Raw genomic sequence first — 24,743 nt, forward strand, 5'->3', positions numbered from 1 at the left:
CTCTCCGATCCTCTTGTTCTATTCAGGGTCGGCAAGCCCAGTGGCCACTAGCACGCCCAAGAGAATCATGAAGCATCCAATGATCAGCGGGCCCGATCGGGCCACCCCTTCTCCAGCGGCAGCATTCGCACGCCCGAAGAAATTTCGCTGATTGACCGCTTTCTGTCCGAACTTATTTCTCGTTGCTATCAGCGTAATTCCTACGATGAAAGCAAAGGCTGCAAGGAACACCCGCACGAGGTCTCCTCTCGATATGGATCGGTCTGCACACGGCTTCGGGATTAGAACTGCACTTGGAGCCCGCCACTACAGGTCGGCGTTGAGGCGTACGTGCCAAGTCCACCGCTACCGGCAACCGAAGGCTTGCCTCTATCGCCACGACCGATCTGTCCGCCAGCCGATGCATATCCAGCCGCGCAGTTGCCGCAAGCCGATGGGCCAGCGTCGGTGCCTCCCGTCGATCCCTCAACACCGCCGCCTACGCCTGGTAGACCTACACCGACCTTGACGAACCCTCCGCTGTTGCCCAAGTCATCCTTTGAGTATCCGCCTCCGAGGCAAGACACCTACCTCACCTCCGATACTCCAGCTGGCCAGGCCGGTGGGGTCGATGCGGTTGACGGGGTCGCCTTCGGCGTAGAGGTAGGGGTTCTTCTCTTGGCCGGAGGGGTCGGGTTGGGTGAAGCGGCCGATGTTGGGGTCGTAGTAGCGGGCCGCGCAGTGGTACATGCCGGTCGGGTCCTGATAGCCCCCGGCGAACCGGTAGGGCTGAGGGGACTGTTCGCTGCTCGCGGCGCGGGGTGCCAGAGAGGGAACCAAGACTCTATTTTCTTGAAGTTTGACGATTTACCAACATGACACCGAGCCACAGACTGAACCCTATGGCTGCTACACCTGCCGCCAGCAGCCAATAGTTGCCATCACTGGCACCCAGAAAACAGCAGAGAATCCCAAACAGGACTCCCAGAATGGTAAATACCGTGAGTTTCAATTCTGGACGCACGAGAGCCCCTCTACTCATGCCCTCAGGGGTGCCCGCTCACCCCGTGAGCGGCCACCCCGTCAAGGCTGCGAACAGCCCTGACGGGTCGATGCGGTTGACGGGGTCGCCTTCGGCGTAGAGGTAGGGGTTCTGTTCCTGGCCGGAGGGGTCAGGGCTGTTGAAGCGGCCGATGTTGGGGTCGTAGTAGCGGGCGGCATAGTGGTACATGCCGGTCGGGTCCTGATAGCCGCCAGCGAACCGATGCGGCTGGCTGACCTTCTCGCTGCTCGCGGAGCGGGTGACGCCGCGAGGGCTGTAGAAATACGAGTTGGCCTTTGTTACGAACCACGGAATCGCACCCCGCTGTAGAGCCCTCGCTTATCCCATCGCGCCTCGGAGATAAGCGAGGGCTCGGATCAGCTACTCGCATCCGGCCCCTTCGATGCAGCGCAGCCGGCTGGCGGCGCGCCTGGTTGAAGGGTGGGCCGGGTTGGAACTCACTTCTTCGGTAGGTACCGTCGCAGCAGGTGCTCGATGCCGAGTGCTAGGAGACCGCAAGCCAGGCCCCAGGCAATGATGAGCGCTAATCCCGACAGGCTGTCGAAAGTCACTGTCTCTGGGGCGAACGGGAGAGTCACCACAAGAACCACAACTGCGATCAGTACGGGTCGCATTGATACACCTTCTCTGCTTACAGGGATGACTCTCACCCGCGTGCTTCCCTGTAGACGCCCACGCCCAAGCCCCCCAAAGCTCCGCCGGCTCCGCCGACAACTCCGCCGGCCAGGCATCCCTCCGCTGCGGTGGTGACACAGCCGGCGATACCACCGCCTATGGCGTAGTCGATAGAGGTCTCCGCAATGCGCTTGATCGGGTCAAGCCATCCGAGTCCGCTGGGGTCGATGCGGTTGACCGGGTCTCCTGCGGCGTAGAGGTAGGGGTTTTGTTCCTGGCCGGAGGGGTCAGGGCTGTTGAAGCGGCCGATGTTGGGGTCGTAGTAGCGGGCGGCATAGTGGTACATGCCGGTCGGGTCCTGATAGCCGCCAGCGAACCGATGCGGCTGGCTGACCTTCTCGCTGCTCGCGGAGCGGGTGACGCCGCGGGGGCTGTAGGAGTAGGAGTTGACCTTCGCGCCGGTTTCGTCGGCGGTCGCCACTACGGAGCCGAGGGCGTCGGTGAGGTAGTAGTACGCCTTTCCGTCACGGGTCATGGAGTTGAGTGTGCCCCCGGGTTCACGACTGAAGCCGGTGTCCACCCCGGAAGTTGACGTCGCCGACAAGCCGATCGGCCCGTTGTGGAAATAGGTGTCGCCGAGCTTGATGCGCTCGCTCTGGTCGGTGGAGCCGTACTGGCCCTCATAGGTCTTGCCGCCGACGGTCAGCGAGGTGAGCTGACTGTGATCCGACCACTTCTCGCCCGTCCGGGTTCCTTCAGGCGTCGGGGCCGCGGCGGTCTCGTGGCCTTCCTTGTCGTACGACCAGTTCGTCGAGGAGCCGTTCTTCGCGGTGATCTGCTGGGCGTCGTTGATCGTGTAGGTGGTGCCGCGCGGGCAGCCCTTCTCGGTCCCCTGGCTGGTGAGGTTGCCGGCCAGGTCATAGCAGTACTGCCAGGACTCATTCAGCGTCGAGCCCTTGTTCTCCGCCGCGTAGGAGAAGCGGCCGGCACCGTCGTAGCTGTAGGCGGTCTTGGTGCCTGCCAGATTGTCGGTGCTGGTGCGGATCTTGTCGCCGTCGGTCTTGGCGTCGGTGCCATACCCGTAGGTGTAGGCGAGGTCGACCAGGGTGCCCTTGCTGCTGGTCGTCTTCACTGCCTGGGGGCGCATGGAGTTGTCCAGCGTGAACGTCTGGACGATGGTGCCCGGGTACGTGGTGGTAGTGCGGGCGTCGTTGTTGTTGTACTTGTACGTCGTCACCCGGCCCTGCGGGTCTTTCAGTTCCTTGAGCTTGTTGACCTCGTTCCAGGTGTAGTCGACCTTCCCGGCCGGGTCCTGGTAGAAGTCGACGTTGCCGGCCGGGGTGTAGGCGAGCAGGGTCTGGGAGCCGTCCTGCAGGGTACGTATCGTTTCGCGCTGCAGCGGGTCGAACTGGTACTTGATGGTGCCGGTGTTGTCGTCGCGCTGGGTGAGGTTGCCGTCGTCGTCGTAGAAGTAGCGGACCGTGTCGTTGGTGGTCGAGACGGTCTTGATCCGGTCGAGGTGGTCGTAGGCGAAGACCTTCTTGATGCCGCGGCCGTCGGTGAGGGTTTCGGTGCGGCCCAGACTGTCGTAGGTGTAGGTGCTCTCCCCCAGCGGGGCGGGCGGAGTGGCCTTGGTCAGGTTGCCCTTGGCGTCGTAGGTGAAGGACGTCTTGACCGTCTTGGACGTCGACATTTTCGTCTCTGCCGCACACCGCTGGCCCTCAAAGCCACCGCAGTTGGGGGTGGCCGGGTTGTAGGTGTAGGAGACGCTGCCGCCGCCGGTGCCCTCCTGGGCCACCGATTTGGTGTTGCCTGCGGTGTCGTAGCCGTAGGTGGTCTTCTCACCGTCGGCGTTGGTGGAGTCCTTGGGCACGTCCCCGCCGGCGATCGTCTGCCAGCTCGTCACCGACTTCCCGCCCGTCGGCGATTTGATGCTCTCCAGGTTGTTGCGGGTGTTGAACCCGTAGTCGGACACGTTGCCGGGTGTGCTTCCCGAGCCCATCGCGTCGGTGGCGGTGTCGAGGTTGTGGTTCGCGTCGTATTTCGTGGAGCGGCTGTGCTGGAGGGCGTCGGTCACATCGGTGACCTGGCCGTCGCCATCGTGCTTGTAGCTGGTGGCGTACGTCTCGGGGTTAGTGACCTTGGTGGTTCCGGCCGCGGTCGGTGACGTGGCGTCGTAGTCGTAGGTCCAGGTGGGGCCGGTGTGGCCGGAGCCGTTGAATTCGGTGGCCCGCAGCATCGAGGTGACGCGGTTGGCCGCGTCGTAGGTGAAGACGGTGACCCGGCCCTCCGCTGTGGTGATCTTCGTCAGGCGGCGGGAGGAGTCGTAGTCGAAGGTGGTGGTCTTGCCCTCGGCGTTCGTGGTTTTGTGCAGGTTGCCCGACGGGTCGAGGTCGAAGACGGCGGTGCGGCCGGAGTTGTTCTTGGCCTGCCACTGCGAGGCATCGGTCTTGACCAGGTCGATCCACCGGTCCGAGCGGGTCTCGGTCAGCTTGAAGCCCTTGTTCTCCCCGCCCTCGTCATGCTGGGCGACGGTGATGGTGCCCTTGTTCTTGTCGGTGACCTTGGTCAGCGTGCCGTCGGCGTTGTAGGTGTCCTTGGACGAGGACTTCCAGTTCATGACCGTGTAGGTGCCGTCCGCGTTCTTCTTCAACTCCTTCGAGTAGCCTTTGGGCGTGGTGAACGTACCGTCCGCGTTCTTGGTGAACCGCAGGCTCTCCCCGCTGCTGTCGTAGAGGACCACTTCGCCATCGGTGACCTGGAGGTAGCGCTCGTACTGCTGCCACCACCTTTGGGAGACCTTGCCCCACGGTGCGTCGAGGGAGTTGTAGGTGCGCGCCAGGCTCAGGTTCTGGCCCACCCCGGCGATCTCGAAATCGGTCGCTGTCAGCATCAGGTTGCCGGTCGAGTAGTCGACCCGGGCCGTCAGAGCGTCTGTGATCGCGAAGTTGCTGATCTTGTGCCAGGGCACATCTCCCTGCCCCTCAGGCACATACTCCAGCGGCGCCGCCACGTTGCGGGCCGTGGCCGACGTGCTGCCCTGGGCGCGCTTCTTCTGATACGCCCGCCAGGCCGCCACCTCATCCGAGGGTGTTCGCTCCGCCCGCGGTGTGGCCGGCTTGTTCGCCCCGACCTTCACCGGCGGCATCGTGAACGAGGGAGCGTCCTTGCCCCACGCCGATCCCGGCTCCTCCGCGGCGGCCGCGACACTCGCAGCTGGCAGCATGGACAAGGTCAGAGCACCGGAGGCAAGAACTGCCGCCGAGGCCAGACTGGATCTCTTGCGGGCACGCGAAAGACGCGCACCCCAGGTGCGATGCATCAAGGCTTCCCCCCACAGGAAGACACATCCCGCAGACCCCAGCGGTCACGAGAGGCCCAACAACCTGTCACACAATCCCCACAGCCCACCCGCCACTTTCCCGAACACCCGTGCCACACAGGCCGGAACCAGCCCTTCCCTTCAACGGGAACAATCACATACAGACCACCCTGTAACGCCCCTGTATCGCACCCCCGTTGCACCCCGCGAAACCGATGCCGAACGGAAAGTGACCGGAAACATTCAGGTCTCCCTCAACAGCGCGCGGGCTTGCCGAAGTCCGCCCTGCGCTCGGTCCGCGCCACCAAGTCGGGCAACTCGCCCGAGTCAGGTACGCAAGGGGGAGAGCCAGGCATAGGCCGGTCGAAAGTGGTAGGCGCTACCACCGCAGGTCAGAGGCCGAGCCGACGGGCGATTACCCAAAGTGGGTAAATGCCCCCATAGTTACCCAGAGCCGGTGCGGAAACGTGACAGCCAGCCGCCCTCAGCCCTCGGGTCGGGCACGGTCCTGGTCCTGGTGCTCCGACGCGTCCTGCCAGGCTCGGCGTTCGTCGGTGATGGCCCTCTGCGCGCAGTCGTCGCACAGGTGCGCGTGGCTGTCCCCGAGAGCACCCCACCCGGCTGTCTCGGTCTCCTCCCACCGGTCGTCGGTGAACTTCGTGCCGCAGTCGGCGCACACCGGGCGGCGCGCTTCCCGCTCGGCCTTCTGCTGTTCGTCCGCGCGGCGCAGCTGCTCCTGGTGCTCGCGGGCCGCGTACTCGGCCCGCCTGCGTGTGTCGGCCGCTTCGCGGCGGGGGTTGCCGATCGCTTCCCGCCGGGGCTGCCAGTGGTCGCGACCGAAGCGTTGGAACACCTCTCCGGCCGGGCCGTGTTCGCGCAGGTTGCGCAGGCCGGTCGCGATGATGGGGATCTTGCCGTCGTAGAGGTGGTATCCCTCGTACCGCTCCCCCTGCCACAGAGGGCGAGTGAGTTCGGCCAGGCGCGGGATGGTGCGGTTGGGGTCGCGGGCGCCGATGTGGTTGAACACCAGCAGCACCGGCGGGTGCGGCGCATCGGTAGGTGTGGCCCTCGGGGGCTGTCCAGCGGGTGCGCCACATCGGGCGCTGGGTGCCGTCGGTGTCCTTCACCTTCCGCCGAAAGAAGCGGGCGTACTTCTGCAGCTTGTCCGCGATCTCTTCAGCGGTCTCGTGGCAGTTGTCGACCTCGATGAACAGCAGCGGCACCCCGTCCTGCGGAGCGGTGAGGACGATGTCGGCCTGGGCGCCGCCCTTGCCGGGCGCGTTCCAGGTGCCGGTGGCGGGCAGCGGGACCTCCGTCCAGTACGAGGCGATCGTGCCGATCCCATCGGGTGCATCGACGGCGGCCTGGGCGGCGGCCTGTACGTCGGGCGGATTCTTCGTCAGCTTGGCGAGGTCCGGCTTCGGGCGCAGCATCGCGATGACGGTCTCGTTGACGGCCATGGGATGCGAGGCGCCGCTGGAGCCCGCGCCGCGGGCGGTGGAGCCCATCTCCGTCAGCGGGCGGCGGTACCTACGCTGGCACTCACGCCGGAACCCACGCTGGTACCGGCAGCTTCAGCCCAACACCCGTCCCCACCATGAGGGGTGAGGTCGGGGAGTTGGTGGGGCCTGATGGTCGACTCCCACCACCACACCGGGACCGAGCGCGGTAGCCCCGACCACTACAGGTCAGAGACACCGCGCTTCCCAAAGACACAGGAGCACCGCTGCGTACGTCCCCTCTCCGTGGCCGGTGCGCAGCGCGTGCGCACGGCCGGGAGTGGTGTGCAGTGAGCCTCCGCCAACCTGAAGCGGCAGGTCAAAGGGCTGGTGTGACCGGTGCTCTGGGTACTCGAGCTGGTCGTGGGCGACAGTCTGCGGAGAAGATCATTAGTCAGCGGTTGACTTCGAGGTTTGTCAGGACGAGCAGGGCGCGCAGGAGCTGGTGACAGCGGGGGCGGTGCGGAGTTGAACTGGACCGTCAGCTCTTGTCCGGTGTGGCTGGAAGCTTCATCCGTCGGCGGTCGTGATCAGTGAGACGAAAGGTAGTGACGGTGGCCGTGGGAAAGTCCAGGTGTGCGGCCAGCCGAGTCCAGGCTGATGGCCACCGGAATTCCAGGTGGATGGCCGTCTGACCAGTGGTGTTCCTGATCGCTTCCTTATGTGGAGGAGACCCCTCCGCCCGTTTGCTGGTGTTTGCATGCATCAGCTATCGGGCGGAGAGGTCCTGTGACGAAGTCTGACACGGAGATCATGGAAATCCTTGAGGCGTATGACCTGACCGGGACGGTCTGGTCGGCGGCGACCTTGACGGGGCACGACCCGAAGACGGTCAAGAGGTATGTCGAGGCCCGCGCCAGCGGGCGAAATCCTTATGAGCGAGAGCCGCGGCCGAAGATGATCGACGCGTTCCTGGAGAAGGTCGAGGAGTGGGTCGAGCAGTCGAAGGCGACGATCCGCGCCGATGTGGTCCACGAGAAACTGCTGAAAATGGGCTACCGGGGCAGCGAACGCTCGACGAGACGGGCGGTGAATGCGGCGAAGGCGGCGTGGAAGGCGGGCAAACGTCGAACGTATCGGCCGTGGGTCCCCGAGCCGGGCCGGTGGTTGCAATTCGACTGGGGCGAGGGCCCGCGCATCGGCGGGCGTCGAACGTGGTTGTTCTGCGCGTGGCTGTCCTGGTCGCGGTTCCGGGTGGTGATCCCGGTCTGGGACTGCACGTTGGGCACGCTGGTGGCCTGCTTGGACACCACGCTCAGGCGGATCGGCGGGGCACCGACCTACGTGCTGACCGACAACGCGAAGACGGTGACCGTCGAGCACATTGCCGGGATCCCGGTCAGGCATCCGCAGATGGTCGCCGCGGGCCGGCACTACGGCTGCCAGGTGGTCAGTTGCGTGCCTTACGACCCTGAATCGAAGGGTGGCGCGGAAGCAACAGTCAAGATCGCAAAGGCCGACCTGGTACCCACCAGCGCGAATCTGCTGCCCGCCTACGACTCCTTCGCCGAGCTCGCGGATGCCTGCCTGACCTGGTGCGATGCGGTGAACTTCCGCCGTCACCGGGCGACTGGGCAGATACCCGCGAACCGTCTGGACGTCGAACGGACCACCCTGCACGTTCTGCCGGTCGAGCCCCTCGCGCTCGCACTCGGCGAGGAACGCCTCGTCGGATCGGACCGCACTATCAGTTTCAACTCGGTGCGTTACTCGACCCCGCCGGGCTATACCGGCGCGAGGGTGTGGTGCCGGGTGGTCGGCGAGGAACTGTCCGTCACTGCCCGCACCAACTCCGGTGACCTGATGGAGATTTGGCGCCACCAGCTGTCCACCCCGGGCCTTCCGCAGATCATCGACGCGCACTACCCCGACCATCCCGACGGCCGCAGCATCCACCAGCCCCGCCTGCAGCCGCGTTCGGAAGCGGAGATCGCGTTCGTCGGCATTGGTCCGGGAGCCGGGCGCTGGCTGAAGGAAGCCGGTCCCGCCGGCGCGGTCCGCATCCGCGCCAAAATGGCCCGCGCGGTCGAGCTGGCCACTGTCCTGGGCAGCAACGACAGGGTCGACCAGGCTCTCGGCCTGGCGGCCACGGCCGGGCGCTTCGCCGACGAGGACCTGCTCTCGATTCTGGGGCACATTGCGGACAGCAAGCCCGTCGGCGAGGTCGTTCGCGCGGACGAGGCTCATTCCGTCCAGAACGGAACTATCGGCTGGCAGGCCCTGGGCCAGTAGGCAACGGCCCCAGGCCAGTTGCAGTCCAGCTGAGCAGGTTCAGTCGCCGAGGAACCACAGATACAGGTGCGTCCCGCGTTCGACGACCTGGCACAACTCGCGGGCCTGAGCGACCCATTCACCACCGCAGGCGGCGGGAAGTTTGCCGAGTTCGGCCAGCAGCATCGGTATCTGTCGCTGGTTGAACACCGCGTCCCCATACGGAGCCAGGGCGAAAAGCATCGGGAATTCCGAGGGGGGCAGTGCCGCGAAGGCATTTGTCCACTTCACCCCGGCCTCGGCATGAGCCACGACGTCCCCGAGATCACCACGCACCACCAGATCAATCACCCACCGAGCCTATCGGCGCACACTCTGACCAGCGAAGGAATATACGACCGTGACGTTTCCCCAGGCCCCGGCCCTGCCCGAGGAGTTGGACAGGCTGATGCGACGGATGCGCCTGCCCTATATGCGCAAGGCCGCACCTGATGTGCTGGCCACCGCCCGCGCTCAACGCTGGGATCCCGCCGAGGTCTTGCGACTGCTGATAGCCGAGGAAGTCACCGGCCGCGACGCGGCCACCCGGCGCCTGCGAAGGCACTCGGCGAACTTCCCCACCGGCAAGACGCTGGGCTCCTGGCGGGCCGAGGACTCCACCATCCCCGAGCCCACCCAGAACTCCCTGACCACCCTGGAGTGGATCGGCCGGGCCGAGAACTTGGTGATCGCCGGCCCGTCAGGGACGGGCAAGAGCCACTTCACCGAGGGACTCGCTCAGGCAGCGATCGAGAAGGACATGCGGGTGTCCTGGTTCACCCTGGAGACGCTGGCCGCCGCGATCGGCAAGTCGAAGGTCGACGGGTCCACCGCACGGACCGTCGCCCGGATCTGCCGGGCCGATTTGATCGTCATTGATGACATTGGCCTGCTGCCCGTCGGAGAGGACGCAGCCGAGGCGTTCTACCGGATCATCGACGCCGCCTACGAGCGACGGTCCATCGCGGTGACCAGCAACATCCACCCTTCAGGCTTCGACACGATCATGCCCAAAACGCTCGCGGGCGCGAGCACCGATCGCCTCATGCACCACGCTCACCTCGTGACCACCTCCGGCGACTCGCACCGCCTCGCCGAGGCCCTCGCTGGCAAGGGAGTGGTCCCTTTGAACTGACCCCTACCTCGGGAATGCCGCTGGCCACACGCCTGGGTTTCTGATGGCCACCAGCCTGGATGACCAACGGCCACCCACCTGGGCATCTCAATGGCCGTTGACAGGTAGGTCTGCACGACCGACGCCGAGGTTGCGCAGACCTACCTTTCGTATTCCGTGGCTATGCCCCGGCGTTCACCGCGTCCAGCACGAGAATCCCTGGCTTGTCTCGCCGAGGGCTGAGCGGTTCTCCGCGAAGGTCGACAGAGCAGCATTCGGCTCAGCGAAGTTTGATCAGCCCTGGTCGAGGGCGTCCCACCATGCTACGGCCGTGGGGCGGCATGGCCCGGCGCCCGAGGTTCTGCTACTGGGCCGCCGAGCTGGCGAACTCCCTGCGCGGGTCGTGGCTGGCTCATCAATCGGCTTGGCACATCGCGTAGACGGTCCCCGTGATGTTCTCTCCGAAATTTCCGTCCCTGTACTTGGAGACGTTGCCGTGCCAGCCCTTGCCGTCAGAAGTTGGGCGGGAGGCGACAACGTAGGCGTGGTCGTTCCCGGAGTCGACGCCTCCGGAGATCGCGTGGCTTCCGTCGGGACACTTCGCCTCTCCGTGGGCATTGCCGGTACCCGAGAACGTCGCCTTCACCACCTGCGGAGCATCCGCAGCTGCGGAGCCCGAGAGGCCCAGAACACACGCCACCGCGATGGACACGGCAGCTACAGGAAAACGCACAGACACAACCATCAGTCCTTTTACTCCTTTTAGGACGGATGCCACAAGTGCGGTACGGCGGTCCACACTCGCCAGCTCCGAGTCGGATCAGCATGATCCACTCCAGGAACAGTCAACGAGCAGCACGGCGTCAGGAAACGATCCTGACGGAGGGCAGCCTTCCACGATGGAGAGGCGACGGAGGGGGTTGAGGAGACGGGCCGACCGTGGCCCGAGCGTAGTGAGCGTGCCTGGCGCGTGCTCGTGGAAGAGAACGCTGCGGCGGGGATGACGACGAAGCGCCTGGCGATCTGCCGGCCCCGGGTGTCGGCGAACAGCCCTGGCTCTCGATACCGAGGCCCGCCTCGGCGAACGTGGCCGGCAGCCGTGCCGTCAGCGGTTGACTTCGAGGTTCGTCAGGACGAGCAGGGCGCGCAGGAGGCGGGTGGCGCGGGCAGGATCGGTGCGGAGTTTGGTGAGGGTCCGCCAGTTCTTGAGGTGGGCGAAGCCGTGCTCGACCGCTGCGCGTCCGACAGCGAGGACGCGGTTGGCTTCCTTCTGGCCGGGTGTGAGCTTGTGGCTGCGGGTGGCGTGGAAGCCCGTGATGATCACGGGGTCGCGTATGTCGTTGTCCAGGCCGCGGAAGCCGAGGTCCGCGAGGGCGCCGAGGCCAGCAGCGCGTAGGTAGGCCAGGATGTGGTCGTGGCGGGCGGCGGTGTTGTCGTGGGTGCGGCCGGGCCGGGCAGCGGATATCCAGACCAGGCGGCCCTTCTCGTCGGTCAGGGCGAGGAAGTGCAGGCCGTGACAGCGGTGTTTGCCGGAGTAGTTCCGCCGGTCGGCCCGTCCGGTGCGGCGCTGGGTGGGGATGAGGGTGCCGTCGATCAGAACGACCTCCCCGCCCTGTTTGGCAATCTTGTTCAGGGCGCGGTCCAGCCGCGGGGCCTGTGCGGCGAGCAGTTCGATCAGCTCATCCCGCCAGCGGCGGACAGTGGACTCCGACACGTCGTTGCCGCCGGCCATGTCGGCCAGGCGCTGGTCGTGGCGCAGCACGGCCAGGACGATCACCGCGATCCGTCCGGGCGGAAGGGCCCCGCCATCGGGACCGTATCGCCTTCAGGCGGCGCCGGAGCAGGCCGGCGAGATGGTTGACGGTGTGCGTGGACAGCGGCAGACGGCACTGGTAGACAGGCGCGCAGGTGTCCTCAGCGTGCTCTTTGATATTCGTCACACAATTCCAACTGCTGCCGGGGGCACCCCGGTTACGCCAGCTCTGCGTGCCAGGTCACAGGCGGGTGGTGAACCGACCGTCGGGCTGCTTGCGCAGCCAGCCGCGGTCGGTCAGTCTGAGCAGCTTCCCGCGCAGCGGTTCCAGCTTGCTCTTCGCGCTGATGTCCACTCCCAGCATCTCGCCAACCTGCCGGGCCATGACTGGCCCGGCAGCCTGCCGCACGGCAGCGAGGATGCGCTGATAGTCCGGCGGAAGCACGGTGTCCTCCACGCCCGGCTCGCGGTGCGGGATCAGCATCACCGCTCGTCCGCCCACCTGCCCAGGCGCCGGTGTGGCCGCGGCTCGTTCCTCGGCGAGTTGTTCGCTCATCCGCTCGAGGACCTTCTCGGCAACGGCGAGTTCGCCCCGCTCGGCTCGCACCTCGGCCAACTGCTTGGCCAGCTGTTCTTCGAGTTCGTCCAGTTCCGCGCGCCGCGCGGTGATCCGTTCCAGCAGCTCGGGATCCAGCATGCATCGGATCGTAGAGGGCTGCAGGACCACAGCGGGCACGAACCGGACAGTCAGCTGCCAGCTTCTGCTGCCGACCGAGAAGGAGGCTGCATACCCGTCAGCGCGGCTGCACCGTGTTTCCCTTCGAGCGACCGCGCTGACGGACGATCTTCTCCGCAGACTGCCGCCCACTACCATCCTGAACACCCCGACAGACCGCCACACCGGCCCCTTTGACCTGCGGTTTCAAGTTGACGGAAGCTCCGTGTCGTGCACTCTGCGGAGCGTGCACGACATCGTCGGTGCGCACCGGATGCATCGAGTGCACCGCACCAGGTGCGCTCAGCGGCCGGCCCGGTGCAGAGGCGGCAGCCGGGCTCGTAGCCGCACAGTGTCTTCGGCTCGCTGATGTCCAGGCAGTGCGCTGAGATGGCGACGTCCAAGATTCTTTCGTCCAGGCCCGGATCGCGACGGTGGCCGAGAAGGCGTTGGCTCAACGTGCCGCCCATCTGCACGTCCATGCGCATTGCTACCAGGAGGAGGGGGGCGAGATGCGGGTGATCACCGCAGGCAGGCGACCGTTCTCGACGGTCTGCTGCGGCAGGGACAGATGGAAGTGCTCGCCGATGACCGCCAGCACCCGGCGTTGCTGTTCGTGTGTCGACAGTTCCTCGTCCATGCCCAGAATGTCATCGAGGGAGTCTTCTGGAGGGATAACTCCGGCCGCTTCGAGGGCTGGGCGCAGCAGATCGGGCCGGGCTCCCGCGGGGTCGTAGCCAGCCCCCAGCTCGAAGTGCAGTTGTACCTCGCCTTCGGCGAGATAGCTGAAGAAGGCAGGCGGGTCGTCCGGCCGTGGATCGAAGATCAGTACCTCGGCGCCGAGGGAGACGGCTGGGTTAAGGGCCCAGCCTTCGCTGCCTCCACTCTCCACGATGAACGCCCAGTCGCCGGCGTGGCCGATGCGCCCCGCGCAGTAGACCTGAGCCAAGTCGACCATGGTGGATGCTTCCTGGAGGGTGGCTGCGGGTTTGATCTCCACCGGCTTATGGTCGGCCATGCGCTCGGCCAAACGCTGCGGGCTGAGGCCGCGTGCGCAGGTGATGTACAGGTCACTGGCGTTCAGATCTGCGGCGCGCCACGCATCGGCGATCCACGCAAGACTGTCAGGCATTGCCACCTTCTCTCGTCGGAGGGATGCGTGGCTGGTGGGGGCACAACGGCTGGGAGCGGTTGTGCCCCCACCAGCGTTCAGCAACCTACGGCTTGGGGACCGTGCAGGCCACGGTCACCTTGGATGCGTCGCAGTGCGCGAACTGAGGGAAGTCCACCCAGTACGGGTCCTGGTCGAGCAGCCGGTACTTGCCTGAGAAGCCTGCGCTGAACGCCCCGCCCATCGAGGTGGAGTTGATCCAGCCGGACATGGCCGAGCGGCCGCACTTCTCCTTCCAGGTCGGAGCAGCCGTGCGGGTGTCGTCGTACAGATGCCATTCGCCCTGCTTGACCCGGGTGGCGTAGGTCTGCACGCAGTCGTTGCCGGTGTCGACCTCGTTCATGCCGCCCATGCCGGCGGGCATGCCGCCGGAGTTGTAGGTGGAGGCATAGGCGAACTCATCACAGGACAGCTTGTCGGTGGAGCTGATCTCGGTGACTTTGGTGGCGTCCGGGTTGCCGTAGGTGCCCGCCCAGCCGTCAGGGCAGATCACCTTACGGTTGTCGTCCGGGTCGCGCTTGTGCTGGTTCTTTTCCTTTGAGGGCAGGTAGAACAGCGGCTTGTTGGCGGCCTTGCTGCCGGGGTGAGTGGGCAGCTTGGACTGGATCAGCCAGGCATGCGCGACGGCCGGTGGGGTCTTGTCGAAGTTCATCACCCATGTCGGGATGTACTTGTGGAACGTGCAGCCCGGAGTGGTGGAGGAAATCTTGTCGCAGCGGATCTGCGCGCCATCGGCCTGCCACCGTGTCGCTGCCGGGTTCGCCACCGGCGAATAGGCGCTGATCTTCGTCGACAGGTCCAGCGTCTCCGCGTTGCTCGACGCATTCCAGGTGTGGTCGATCTTCCCGATCGCCGTGTGCGAGGACGGATCGAGCCCCGTCCACTCCAGCGCCCCGTCCCACGACTGCGGGCCGTTCGAGCACTTGTCGGGCATCATGCAGTCGAAGCGGACGTCGAGCGTCACCGAACCGAACTTCTCATCGACCTCCACGGGTACGAGGGTGAGCTGCTGGGTGAACGTCGCAGAGTTCGCCGCCAGTTTCACCTCCTGCCCCACGACCCATGAGGCGTTCAGGATCTCGCCGGTGGGCTTGCCGTCCTTGACGACGATGCCCTCGTACTCGTACGTGAAGGTCGATATGCAGGCCTCATACCGTTTGATGTGCGAGTTGGTATAGGTCTTGCACCAGTCGACCAGGTGCGGCAGGTCCGCGTTCGCCCCCTTGGTGAGGGCGTCGCGTGTGCGCTTGCTGGCGTCCGGGACCAGCCGTGAGCACGGTTGGATGTCCGTCTTCGTGTTGATCTTGCCGCAGTTCCAGCCGTCTGCGGCACTGCGCCCGATGGGCGGTATGGCCGGGTCGACAGCCACCATGTCGGGCTGGGGGATCTGCTGCGGCTTTTGGTAGTCGTCCTGGTTCAGCGTCGGAGCGTCCTTGTTCGGCTCGGGCAGCGTGATGCTCACCGCCCGGCCGCGGGTGTGGAACTTCGTCCATGAGGACCAGTCGGTCTCGTACAGGGTCCCGTCGAATGCGCTGGTGCGGAAGGCATAGGTGGTGTTCGTCTTCAGGTCGCCGTACCGAAGCGTCACCTCCGCCTTACCGCCGGATGTCACGTATTCGGACACCACCACGCCGTAGGCGGCGGGCTTGCCGGTATCGGGGTCGGTGAGCTGGACCTGGGTCTTCGGGTTGCCGCTGGCATCGGTCGTGTAGACCTGGAACGTCAAGTTCGCTGTGTCGTCATCGGCGTCGGTGACGGTGTTGCTCAGCGTGACGTTGGTGCGGTTCACCTGCCAGACTCCGGCGGAGTCTTTGGTGGACGGTGGCCCGGCCTTCTGGTTCTTCCCTGAGACAGGCCGGTTACTGTTGGCCGCCGTGACCAGCTTTTCCGCTCCAGCTGCAGGCCGTGAGGACGGCGCATAGTCCCAGTCGGGAGTGGTGTCACGGCTGTCAGCTGCGGCCACGTTCCCGGCTCCTAGAAGCAGGATTGAGCAGGCACCAACCGCGAGTCTCGACAGAATGCGACTTCTTGCGGATCTTCCAGACAAGAGAAAATTCCCCTCTGGCCCCGCCCGCATGTCTCCCTTTGGGCAGGGCTGATCGGATGTGTTTTGTCGCGCTGGAACGTTCTATGGGAACTCGATCTGGGGCAGCAAGGTCATCAACCGGCCACACGTCTTGAACCACCTGAAACAGACGTGACGTCAGACACGGTTGTACACAGGGGAATCACGATCCCGTGAGGCTTCCGTGAAGGAGCCTGTGCATCGCGCGGCCAACGAACTGGACTACTCGGCAACGCCGGTGACGAAACGTCCGCCATGAGAAGCAACACGTGCTGGCGGATAGGAGACGACCTCCGAAGCCCCCGGAACGGACCGCAATCCCATACGGGCCGACGACCTTGGCTAAAAGGCTCTAACAGAGGCGTTTTACGTGGGTGTTCAGGCAGATGGCGATTCCGAGGAATGCTTCGTGGATGTCGTCGCGTCGTTCCCAGGGGATGCGGAGGCGTCGGAAGCCGTGGAGCCAGGCGATGGTGTGCTCGACGACGTAGCGGAAGATGCCCAGTCCGGTGCCGTGCGGCTCGCCTCGTTTCGCGATCACGGGGCGGATTGCGAGCTGCCAGAGCAGGCGCCGGTACTTGTCGTGGGCGTAGCCGCGGTCGGCCAGCAGCGCGTCGGGCCGTCGGCGAGGTTTGCCGACCAGGCCTGCCACTGCAGGGATCTTGTCGAGCAGGGGGCTGGAGTTGGGTGACATCGTTGCGGTTGCCGCCGGTCAGCGTGACCGCGAGTGGGATGCCCTGGCCGTCGACGATGAGGTGGTGTTTGCTGCCCGGCCGTGCCCGGTCGACCGGGCGGGGCCCGCTTTTGGGCCCCGCCGGGAAGCCCGCACGTGGGAGGAGTCGATCACTGCCCGCGACTAGTCCAACTGGTTCTTCGACCGGAGCTTCTCCAGCAGGAGGAGGTGGAGTTGGCCCCAGACTCCGGCGTCGTTCCAGGCGGCCAGGCGCCGCCAGCAGGTCATTCCCGAGCCGAAGCCCAACTCCTGGTGCAGGTACTCCCATTGGATGCCGGTGTGCAGCACGAACAAGATCCCGCACAGTGCTTGGCGGTCAGGCACCCGAGGTCTTCCCTGCACCAGCTTCGGTCCAGGCTAGCCCTGGTCGTCTGCGCCGGAGCGGTTCCCAACGGTGACGGCCTCCCGGCGGATGCCTCGTTCGTTCTGGAGGAGATCCTCGCCGCTCAATAGCGGCTGGTCCGAGTTGTTCAGAGGTCCTCTACCGGGAACTCGGAGCTGGCCATTTCTGTCCCGGTGATCTGATCCCGAACGCGCCATGTGCCGAATGATCGAGGAAGCCAGCGGCCTCAGACCGGCTTTACGCTTCGAACCGATCACCGCCTGCCCGGCTCGATCACGGGGTCCTTCTCGTGTCAGTCCCGCTTCGCCGGCCCGGGCTTTCCGTCCCTGAGCAGTGGCTGCTCGATCCCGGATCCGCTGGTGCGTGCTGGTCGTCCCCCGCCGCGGCCGCGGTCGGGGCCTCGGCGGCGAGGGCTGGTGCAGTCAGCTGCGTTGCGGAGTGTGGCGGGTAGTGGGGTCGATGCGGCTGAGTACCCAGCGGATGAGGTCTTTGTCAAGGGTGAGGTCAGCGTTCTCCTCGAGCGCGTCGTTAAGGAGGACGGTGACTCTTGCCCAGTTCCGGAATGATCCGTGGCCTGCCATGTCGTCGGCGTACAGGATCAGTTCGGGCTGTGCGCCGGTCCAGATCTGCTGGTAGGCGGGGACAATGGCCTGGACTTCGGTCGGCGTGAGGGGGCTGAACTGGTACCAGTCGAGGATCCTGGAGTGCAGGGCCTGGTTGTTGAGGATCTTCTGCCGGGTGTTGCCGCTGCCGACGAAGATGATGGCGGCTCGGCGAGCGTCGTCACCCCAGAGGGTGCGGAAGTACTCCAGTGGCTTGGTTCCCAGGCCTTGCACTTCGTCGATGAGCAGGACGTGGGGTTCTGCTTCGAGTGCTTCTTGGATTTGTTGGTCGCAGGGGCCGGCGGCTTGGGGCGGTTCTCCCGGCAGGCCGAGGCGGCGCCAGAGCTGGGTTCGGATTTCGTTCATGTTAGCGCCGGTGTTGTAGCGCAGCCGGACGGTGGTTTGGGGGGCGCGGCGGCGTAGGACGGTGTGGACGGCGAAGGTTTTCCCGAGGCCGACGTGTCCGTGGATGCAGACCATGGCGTTGTGTTTGATGGCTTTGAGAACGCGTGCTTCGGTCTCGGCTACGGCTCTGGTGGCCATGGCGTTGGCTCCGGTGAGGCCCAGGTAGTGGTCCTGGCTGGGGGGTGGGAGCTGGCTGGGACGGGGCTGGGTGGTGGGGGTGCTCATGGCTGGTCCTCGGGGTGTGTCCGCGGCTGGGGAGGTGACGTATTGGGGTTGAGGGGCAGGGTCCAGTCGGCGTCGGGTTCGGGCAGCTGGATGAGGTCGGGCAGCGCTTCTGCGGCCGGGTCGAAGCCGTCGAGGGCCCGCAGGTGCTCAAGGGCTTCCTCCTCGGGCATCACGTCCAGGGGCACGGGCAGGGCGGGCCGGGTCGCGGCCGCGTAGCGGGTGTTGCGGTCTTTCTCGGCTTTCCGCAGTCGGGCGCGCAGGCGGTCGGCTTCGCGTCGCCGGGCTCGTTTGAGGCTGAGGCCCTGTTCCCGGGTGGCTTGTCCGGCCATGGTGGCGGCGCCGAGGTGGCGGCCGGTCTGGGGGTCGTAGAGCTCGATGCGGTGATCGTGGTGTGGGAGATAGCGCAGGGTGACGTTTTCGCCGACGCGGCCGTGCATCCAGTCGGCGATGTAGTTGCGGTTGCGCCAGCGGACGCCGCCGTTGCTGATGATGAGGGGTTTTCCGTGGCGTTCGAGGGTGTAGGTGTGGAGGTCTTCGGCGGTGACAGTGTCGATGAGCGCGGGGTCGGCGTCCCAGGCCTGGCGGGGAGTCTGGCCTTGCAGGCTCTTGGGGGTGTTCTCGTGGTTCCAGCGGTGGACCCATTCGAGGACGAGGCGGACGAACTCTTCGAAGGGGAGCAGGGGTTGGTCGGGGTCGACGGGTTTGTTGCCGCGGAGGGTGGGGGCGTGGGTGTAGCCGGGCATGCCGGCGAACAGGGTTTTCTTGATGGCTCCGTTGACTGCCTCGACGTTGCCTTTGCCCTCGGGGGTGAAGGGGGGCAGGGCGATGATTTGGGTTCCCAGGGCGCCGAGGGCTTCTTTGACGGTGGCGCACAGGAATTCTTTGCCGCCGTCGACGCGCACGTAGGTGGGGATGCCGCCGAATGGCCCGTGGTGTTTGTCGATGAGGATGGCGTCGCGGATGGCGACGAGGACGGCCTCTCGGCTGGGGCGTTGCGGGCTGATGGCGAGGCCGCAGATGGCTGAGGCGGCGCAGTCGACGAAGAAGGTGATCCAGGGTTTGCGGATGTGGCCTTCGACGCGGACTTTGACGCTGGCTTCGACGTGGTCGGTTTCCCAGGCGTAGTTGCGGTGGTGGCGGTCGCGTTCGCCTGCCACGTCGAAGCGTCGGCGTGCTTTCTCGCCGCCGCGCAGGCCGGCGCGCATCCCGGGGGTGAGGGCTTTGCTGGTGGCGCGGTGGAAGGTGGGCAGGGACGGGACGGGGTGGCCGTCGGCGCGCAGTTCCCTCCACGCGGCGGTGGCGTTGCCGCGCCAGCGGGCCACCGCGTCGAGCATGTGCGGGGTGAGGGTGAAGGAGGGTCGGTCTTGGGGTTGGTAGGTGCCGTTGTTGGCGCGGGCGTTGGCGAGCCACTTCTCGACGGTGCGGGGATGGACGCCGAAGGCGTCGGCGACGCCGATGATGCGGGTGCGGGTGAGCTGTTCTGACTGTTCGAGGGTGTAGAGGCGGTGGATGGCGGCCGCGCGCAGGGCGCTCTGGTCAGGAATGGGTGACATGAAGGATGTGGTTTCTGGGTTGGGGTCAGGCGGGGGCAAGGGAGAGAAGTCCGGCTCCGTAGCTTTTTGCCCTGCCGATGCCGTGCCTCAGTGCATCGGTGAGGAGACTGGGGTCGGTGATGCGGGCGAAACCGTCGAACTGGGTCAGCGTGAAGTAGGGGGCCGAGGCTCCGAGTTGAGTCCGGGGGAAGGGCCGAGGGAGGCCGGAGACCGTGACGGGTTCGAGTCCGGCGCCTGCGGCGCGGCGCTGCCACCAGGAGATGGCGTCGTCGCCGGTGAGGTGGGTGATCTTGCCGCGGCGTTTCCCGGTGACGGGGTGGCGGGTGGGGTTGCCCGCGGAGCGTGCGGCGGTGGGGGCGGCGGTGATGCGGTAGCGCATGGTGTGCCCAGGGGTGAGGGAGTTGAGCAGGGGGGTGAGGTCGAGGGTGCGGGCTGTGCCGTAGTTGGTGGGCAGGGCGGTGAGGCGGGGTGGGTGGGCCGTTTGCACGAGGAGGGTGGGGTCGGGTCCGGGTTCGGTGCGGAACAGCAGGCCGGCTGTGGCCCGGGGGGTGGGGCCGGTGTGGTCGGGGACCAGGCGCATGAGGGTCTTGTGGAGGCTGTCGACGTCGGCGAGGTCGGCTCTGACTGCTGCGTTGCGGGGGTCCAGGGTGATGCGGGTGAGGCTGGTCACGCGGGTTCTCCGTGCAGGTACGTGGTGAGGGCGTCGATCGGTCGGGGCCCTGCGTAGAGGTGGGCGGGCAGGTATTCGGTGGTGATCCACAAGGGGCGTGGCAGGTGGCGTCGGGCGTGACGGGTGAGGTTGGTGGGTTCGCTGGTGGTTTCCCGGTCGGGTGGGGTGGCGGGGTCAGTGCCGGGGGGTGGGTGTTCCCAGACGAATGTGGTGGGCAGGCGCGTGTCGGGGCGGGGGGCCTGGGTGCGGGTGAGGGGGGCGCGGGTGAGGAGTTCGTGGATGGGGTCGGGGCTGTCCGGGTGGAGGACGAGGGGTTCGTCGGGCAGGCATGCGCGGCGGCCGAGGAACAGTGCGAAGCGAGGGCGTTCGAGGGTTTCGGCGATGTGGCTGATGAGGAGCGGGGGTCCTTGGACGGCGAGGGTGAAGACGGCTCCGGTGAGGTAGTCGCGGTGGGAGACGAGGGTGGAGGCGGCGGGTTTTCGCCGGGTGCCGTTGCCGGTGAGGAGGCTTTGGTCGCGGGGGTGGCCGCCGCCGACGGTGTGGAAGTCGCGGTACAGGGTGCCGGGTTGGTCGATGCGGATGGTGAAGGTCAGGTCGCGGTGGCTGGGGACGGTGGTGTCGCCCGGTGCCTGCAGGTGGGGGTAGGGGGCGAGGGCGTGTTCGCGGGTGCGGCCCTGGGCGGCAGCGAACATGCCGATGAGTGAGGAGCGAGTGGGGAAGGCGCAGGTGTCGCGGTAGTGGAAGACGCCGCGTTCACCGAAGGACTGCAGCAGGCCTGCCAGGCGCAGGACGAGACCGGTCACGGCCGGCCCGCGGGGGTGAGCGGGGCGGTGGCGGCAGCCGCGCAGGCGGCGGCGAGGTCGTCGAAGGACGGGTGGTGGGCGCCGAGGGCTTTGATGGGGTTGGCGGTGGTGGTGTGTCCGTGGGCGACGAGGTGGCGGGGGCCGAGCAGGCGGCTGATGGTAATGGCGTAGTCGGTGAGCGCCTGGCGGGCGGGGGCGGTGTAGCCGCCTTGGGGGGCGGCCTTGACGGGCTGTTCGAAAGCGGCGCCGTAGGAGACGGAGCGGCGGTCGCGGACGGCGTAGTGGACGAGGTCGGGGACGGTGTGCGGGGCGGTGGATGTCTTCTTGCCGCCCGGCATGCTCAGGATGAAGTGCCGGACGAAGAGCTCGATGAGAGCGTTGACCGCCTCGGCCGAGGTCGTGGATCCGAGGTTGTGGCGGAGGTCGGTGATGTTGATGGTCGCGAAACGGTAGAGGACGCTGGTGGTCAGGAACGCGGTCTGGAGATGGGCGCTGCCGGAGCCCCCGTCCTGGGGCAGGTCCTCCACCGCGGTGAAGAAGTCGGGCTGCGGGTCGCTTTGGTGCACGGAGAAGGCGGGGGCCATCTGTACGGCTGCTTCGACATGGCCGGCGGGGAGTTCGGCGAGCATCCGCCCGAACAGGTTGATGCTCGCGGTGCGGCGGGTCAGCTGTGCGGCAAGGTCTTTGGCGGGCAGGACCGGGTCGATCTTCTTTTTGGGGGTGTGGGCGGCGAGTGCTTCTTCGAGGGCGGTGCGGTGCTTTTCGCACAGGGCGACGAGGTCGTCGATGACGTCGGTGGGGAGGTAGAGCATGGCCTGGGTGCGGTAGCCCTCCTTGTCGTTGTGCTGCAGGCCGCCGTTCTTGGCCGAGTGGACGATCTGTGCCGAGGCGAATGCAGCGAGGTCTTCGGGCCACTTGGCTTCCTGCAGTTTCCGGGCGACGAGGGGCGGCACCATGCGGGTGCGGGCGGCGTGTTCGCCCAGATCCTGTTCGACGTTGAGGCGGATGGGGCGCTTCCATGCCTGGGGCGAGACGAGGGCCCGGATCGCGTTCCCGAAGGAGATGGTCTTGGGGTCGTTGTCCGCGTCGCGGTTGAGGTTCGCCGCGGTCACGGGCTGGAGGATGTGCAGGTCGAGGAAGCGTGCCGGGGTGTGCATGGGTGTGCTTCTTTCACTGGGGGCAGCGGGCATCGCGCTGATACGGCTGGCCGGTACGGGTGCCAGGGCAGCGGGAAAGGGGCGGGATCGGTCTGTGTCGCCGCAGCTCCGGGCAGGCGGGCGGCCGGGCAGGCCGGGTGGCTTGGGAACGTGAACTGCGGGCGGCCTGCTCCTGGGGAGGTGTCCTGGTGGGGAGCATCGGCCGGGCGGGCGGTGCCGGCCGGGACTGTCAGGAGCGCCGGGGTTCGGGGGTGGCGAGGTAGAAGGCGTCGCGCCAGCGCAGTCCGACCTGGTCACGGTGGCGGGGGCGTTGCACCAGGTCATGGAGGAGGACGCCCCAGTCGGGGGTGATGTTGTCCTTCAGGAGCCGTGTGACGGCGGTGGGCAGGCGACGGTGCAGCTGGTCGTCGCTGAGGCGGGTCAGGACGCTCAGGAGATCCTCGGTGCGCTCCGCTGCGTGGCCGGCTTTGCATACAGCGGCGGCGAGGGTGGCGCCGAGGTTCGGCCGGGCGAACCAGGCCGCCGGATCCGGCGGCGAGGGTGCGGGTGCCGGTGTGGCGGGGGCGACAAGGATGCCCAGATCGTCTGCTGCGGTCGTGAGGCCGGTGTCGTCGTCCGGTTCGGTGCGCACGCCCGGGGTGTGTGCCTGGGGTCCGGCCATGGCGATGAGGCTGGCGACGGTGTAGTAGGCGCGGCGCCCGCTGCGGTGTGCGGTGCGCCGGGACAGGTAGCGGTCCAGGGGGGCGCATTCTTCGACGGGCCGGCCCCTCCCCCGGCTGAGGCGGGCGCGGATGCCCGGCTCGGCGCACAGGAGATGGATGTGGGAGACGAACGCGTCGCAGGAGGTGCGGTGTTCGGCTGTGGTGGGCATCAGGCGGCCTTCCGGGGTGCTGCGGGCCGGCGGTAGAGGTCTCTGACCGCGTGGGCGACGGCGCGGGCCGCGGAGGTGTGCCGGATCCGGGCGGCTTCGGTGACCTCGCGCAGGGCGGCTGCGGCCACGCCCGCGAACGCGGTGGGTGCACTGGTGTCGGGTTCGTCCAGGAGCCGCCAGAACACCGTTTCGGCCTTCGGCCAGTACCGGGTCAGGGCCTTGCCGGTCCAGGGAGGCTGCTGCCCCTTGGTGGGGCTGCTGTTGGTGGCGGCTTTCCAGGCCGCTTTGGCGACGATCGCCAGCTGGCTGGCTGCGTGTTCGGCCTCGCGGCAGCACTCGGCGATGCGCTGGGCCTTGACCGGATCGTGCTCCTGGGTCCAGTTCAGCAGCGGCGGGGTGAGGGCGGTGTACCACTGCCGGTCGATGACCTTGCCGTCCTGGTCGAATCCGTGGACGCGGATGCGCAGGCTGCGCCGGACGGGTTCGGGGAGGTCGTTGAGGGTGTCGAAGATGGCGGGCCGGCGGTGTGTGCGGTGTTCGTCCGGGGCCAGGAGCAGTGTCTCCAGGTCGCGCCACCAGGCGCGGGACGCATCAGCGCGGTGGAGGGTGCGGCGCCGGGCGACGTTGTTGCGTTCGGGGTCGAAGCGGTAGGCGAGGTAGGGGTCGGTGGTGATCGGCTTGGGTTGCTGGGTGGCCCAGGTGATGTAGGCGTCGGTGACGGTGGTGCCGCCCGGGCCGGGCACGAGGAGGATCGCGTGGCGGCTCAGTCCGGTCAGTTGTCTGCCGGGCCAGGTCAGTGGGCGGGGCGGGGCCTGGGGGTCGGGCGGTGCGGGTTCTTCCCAGGGGCAGGCGTCCTCGCCCGGTTGCTGTTCGTCGCCGGTGAAGGCGGGCACACCGGCAAGGAGCGTTTCGTGCAGAGTGCGGCCCAGGGGGTGGAAGGAGACGCTGGAGCGCAGGGGCCCGCTGGTCTGCTTCGTGCTGGTGACACCGTCGATGGTGCGGGGGGTGCTGCCGCCGGAGCGCCCGTAGTGGTGGTGGATGAGCAGGATCTGCAGGGCCTCGGCGGTGGGCACGGGTTCGGTGGTGTGGTGGCTGTGCGGGCTGAACCAGGCCAGGTTGTTGCCGGCGGGGCGCCCGGGCACGAAGGCGTTGATGCCGGTGCTGTGGTCGCACTGGGTGCGCAGTGAGGGGTCTTGCAGCCAGGGCCGGGCCTCATCGAATACGTCCCAGCCGTGCTGGTCGAAGTAGGTGTGGACGGCGTCCGGGTCGAAGCGGCCCTGGGTCAGGCAGCGGCGGCGCAGGGCGTTCCACTGGGAGGCTGTGAGTTCGGGGTCGTCCAGGCCGGTGATCCGGGCGGTGATGGAGACCGCGATTCTCAGCAGTGCTGAGGCTGCCGGGGGGTGCGGCAGGGCGAGGTCGTCGATGTGGTGGGCATCCAGGAACAGGGCTCGCAGGCCCAGTTGGTCGTAGTGGTGACCGGTGCGGACGTCGATCCAGGGGTGGTCGGCTGCGCTGAACGTGGCGGGCGGCGATAACGGGGGCAAGGGAGGTGTCTCTCGGAGTCAGGAAGGGTCGTACGCAAAGGGGTGCCCGCGGGTGCTCGGAAGCCGTGCCGGGGCGGTGTTGTCCGGGGGTTCGCTGCTGCTGTGCGGCAGGGCGGCGGCCCGGGGGTGGCCGAGGCTGGCCAGACGCCGTGCAGGGAGCATCGCCGCGCCTTTGTGGGGCGCGATGGTGTGCGATGTGCGGCCGGGCATTCGGTTGCGTGCGGCACAGCGAATCATGCCGCCGCAGACCCTGATGGCCAGTGAGACAATCTGACGATCGAGGGGTGACGT

General features: G+C 66.9%; 18 protein-coding genes and 4 pseudogenes. 2 read left to right on the forward strand and 20 right to left on the reverse strand.

Annotated features, from left to right (window positions below; translation table 11 throughout):
• Window positions 1-18 precede the first annotated feature (18 nt).
• From ACGFX9_RS26250 to ACGFX9_RS26275, 6 genes and pseudogenes are all read right to left on the reverse strand, one after another.
• A complete protein-coding gene (locus tag ACGFX9_RS26250) occupies window positions 19-237 on the reverse strand; it encodes a hypothetical protein (RefSeq protein WP_393476738.1) in 219 nt (72 codons plus the stop codon).
• A gap of 44 nt (window positions 238-281) precedes the next feature.
• A pseudogene (locus tag ACGFX9_RS26255) lies at window positions 282-813 on the reverse strand (RHS repeat-associated core domain-containing protein); the annotation flags it as partial.
• 226 nt (window positions 814-1,039) lie between these two features.
• Window positions 1,040-1,321: pseudogene (locus tag ACGFX9_RS26260) on the reverse strand (RHS repeat-associated core domain-containing protein); the annotation flags it as partial.
• 367 nt (window positions 1,322-1,688) lie between these two features.
• On the reverse strand, window positions 1,689-4,883 hold the full coding sequence (locus ACGFX9_RS26265; RefSeq protein ID WP_393476741.1) for an RHS repeat-associated core domain-containing protein: 3,195 nt from the start codon (window positions 4,881-4,883) through the stop codon (window positions 1,689-1,691).
• A gap of 580 nt (window positions 4,884-5,463) precedes the next feature.
• Window positions 5,464-6,006: a hypothetical protein gene (locus ACGFX9_RS26270; protein WP_393477585.1), complete on the reverse strand. Its 543-nt coding sequence runs from the start codon at window positions 6,004-6,006 to the stop codon at window positions 5,464-5,466.
• A 154-nt stretch (window positions 6,007-6,160) separates the two neighbouring features.
• Window positions 6,161-6,487, reverse strand: a pseudogene (locus tag ACGFX9_RS26275) (hypothetical protein); the annotation flags it as partial.
• A gap of 744 nt (window positions 6,488-7,231) precedes the next feature.
• On the opposite strand from ACGFX9_RS26275, the gene istA reads away from it, so the two are divergent.
• Window positions 7,232-8,710 (forward strand): IS21 family transposase, encoded by a 1,479-nt coding sequence (gene istA / locus ACGFX9_RS26280; RefSeq protein ID WP_393476744.1) that lies wholly within the window; start codon window positions 7,232-7,234, stop codon window positions 8,708-8,710.
• A gap of 39 nt (window positions 8,711-8,749) precedes the next feature.
• On the opposite strand, the gene ACGFX9_RS26285 is transcribed toward istA, so the two are convergent.
• Window positions 8,750-9,040, reverse strand: a complete 291-nt coding sequence (locus ACGFX9_RS26285) for a hypothetical protein (RefSeq protein WP_393476747.1) — start codon at window positions 9,038-9,040, stop codon at window positions 8,750-8,752.
• Between the two features lie 97 nt (window positions 9,041-9,137).
• Between ACGFX9_RS26285 and istB the strand changes: the two genes are divergently transcribed.
• The gene (gene istB, locus ACGFX9_RS26290) at window positions 9,138-9,863 is read left to right on the forward strand and encodes an IS21-like element helper ATPase IstB (protein ID WP_393477528.1); all 726 of its coding nucleotides are present in this window, start codon (window positions 9,138-9,140) and stop codon (window positions 9,861-9,863) included.
• A 394-nt stretch (window positions 9,864-10,257) separates the two neighbouring features.
• Here the strand turns inward: istB and ACGFX9_RS26295 are convergent, their stop codons facing one another.
• From ACGFX9_RS26295 to casA, 13 genes and pseudogenes are all read right to left on the reverse strand, one after another.
• Window positions 10,258-10,491 (reverse strand): hypothetical protein, encoded by a 234-nt coding sequence (locus ACGFX9_RS26295; RefSeq protein WP_393476750.1) that lies wholly within the window; start codon window positions 10,489-10,491, stop codon window positions 10,258-10,260.
• A 456-nt stretch (window positions 10,492-10,947) separates the two neighbouring features.
• Window positions 10,948-11,619, reverse strand: coding sequence for a transposase family protein (locus ACGFX9_RS26300; RefSeq protein ID WP_393476753.1), 672 nt, complete (start codon window positions 11,617-11,619; stop codon window positions 10,948-10,950).
• 217 nt (window positions 11,620-11,836) lie between these two features.
• Window positions 11,837-12,292, reverse strand: coding sequence for a hypothetical protein (locus ACGFX9_RS26305; RefSeq protein WP_393476755.1), 456 nt, complete (start codon window positions 12,290-12,292; stop codon window positions 11,837-11,839).
• 508 nt (window positions 12,293-12,800) lie between these two features.
• A complete protein-coding gene (locus tag ACGFX9_RS26310) occupies window positions 12,801-13,442 on the reverse strand; it encodes a DUF6461 domain-containing protein (RefSeq protein WP_393476757.1) in 642 nt (213 codons plus the stop codon).
• An 85-nt stretch (window positions 13,443-13,527) separates the two neighbouring features.
• Entirely contained in the window at window positions 13,528-15,270 is a 1,743-nt protein-coding gene (locus ACGFX9_RS26315) for a hypothetical protein (RefSeq protein ID WP_393476759.1), read from the reverse strand.
• Between the two features lie 628 nt (window positions 15,271-15,898).
• Window positions 15,899-16,615, reverse strand: a pseudogene (locus ACGFX9_RS26320) (IS5 family transposase); the annotation flags it as partial.
• Window positions 16,616-17,044: 429 nt separating this feature from the next.
• On the reverse strand, window positions 17,045-17,854 hold the full coding sequence (locus ACGFX9_RS26325) for an AAA family ATPase (protein ID WP_393476761.1): 810 nt from the start codon (window positions 17,852-17,854) through the stop codon (window positions 17,045-17,047).
• Window positions 17,851-19,407, reverse strand: coding sequence for a Mu transposase C-terminal domain-containing protein (locus ACGFX9_RS26330; protein WP_393476763.1), 1,557 nt, complete (start codon window positions 19,405-19,407; stop codon window positions 17,851-17,853). Before ACGFX9_RS26330 ends, ACGFX9_RS26325 begins: the two co-directional genes overlap by 4 nt.
• A gap of 25 nt (window positions 19,408-19,432) precedes the next feature.
• Complete coding sequence (gene cas6e / locus ACGFX9_RS26335; protein WP_393476766.1) at window positions 19,433-20,077, reverse strand: type I-E CRISPR-associated protein Cas6/Cse3/CasE; 645 nt, start codon at window positions 20,075-20,077, stop codon at window positions 19,433-19,435.
• Window positions 20,074-20,880, reverse strand: a complete 807-nt coding sequence (cas5e, locus tag ACGFX9_RS26340) for a type I-E CRISPR-associated protein Cas5/CasD (protein WP_393476769.1) — start codon at window positions 20,878-20,880, stop codon at window positions 20,074-20,076. The genes cas6e and cas5e overlap by 4 nt, the downstream gene beginning before the upstream one ends.
• Window positions 20,877-22,037 carry a type I-E CRISPR-associated protein Cas7/Cse4/CasC gene (cas7e, locus tag ACGFX9_RS26345; RefSeq protein WP_393476772.1) on the reverse strand — a complete coding sequence of 387 codons (1,161 nt, stop codon included), beginning with the start codon at window positions 22,035-22,037 and terminating at the stop codon, window positions 20,877-20,879. The genes cas5e and cas7e overlap by 4 nt, the downstream gene beginning before the upstream one ends.
• Before the next feature lie 229 nt (window positions 22,038-22,266).
• Window positions 22,267-22,908, reverse strand: a complete 642-nt coding sequence (gene casB, locus ACGFX9_RS26350) for a type I-E CRISPR-associated protein Cse2/CasB (protein ID WP_393476774.1) — start codon at window positions 22,906-22,908, stop codon at window positions 22,267-22,269.
• Entirely contained in the window at window positions 22,908-24,452 is a 1,545-nt protein-coding gene (casA, locus tag ACGFX9_RS26355) for a type I-E CRISPR-associated protein Cse1/CasA (RefSeq protein ID WP_393476777.1), read from the reverse strand. The genes casB and casA overlap by 1 nt, the downstream gene beginning before the upstream one ends.
• Between the last annotated feature and the right edge of the window lie 291 nt (window positions 24,453-24,743).

Origin of the sequence: Streptomyces sp. NPDC048436 (genome assembly GCF_043200355.1) — a bacterium.
In the GTDB taxonomy this organism is placed as follows: Bacteria; Actinomycetota; Actinomycetes; order Streptomycetales; family Streptomycetaceae; genus Streptomyces.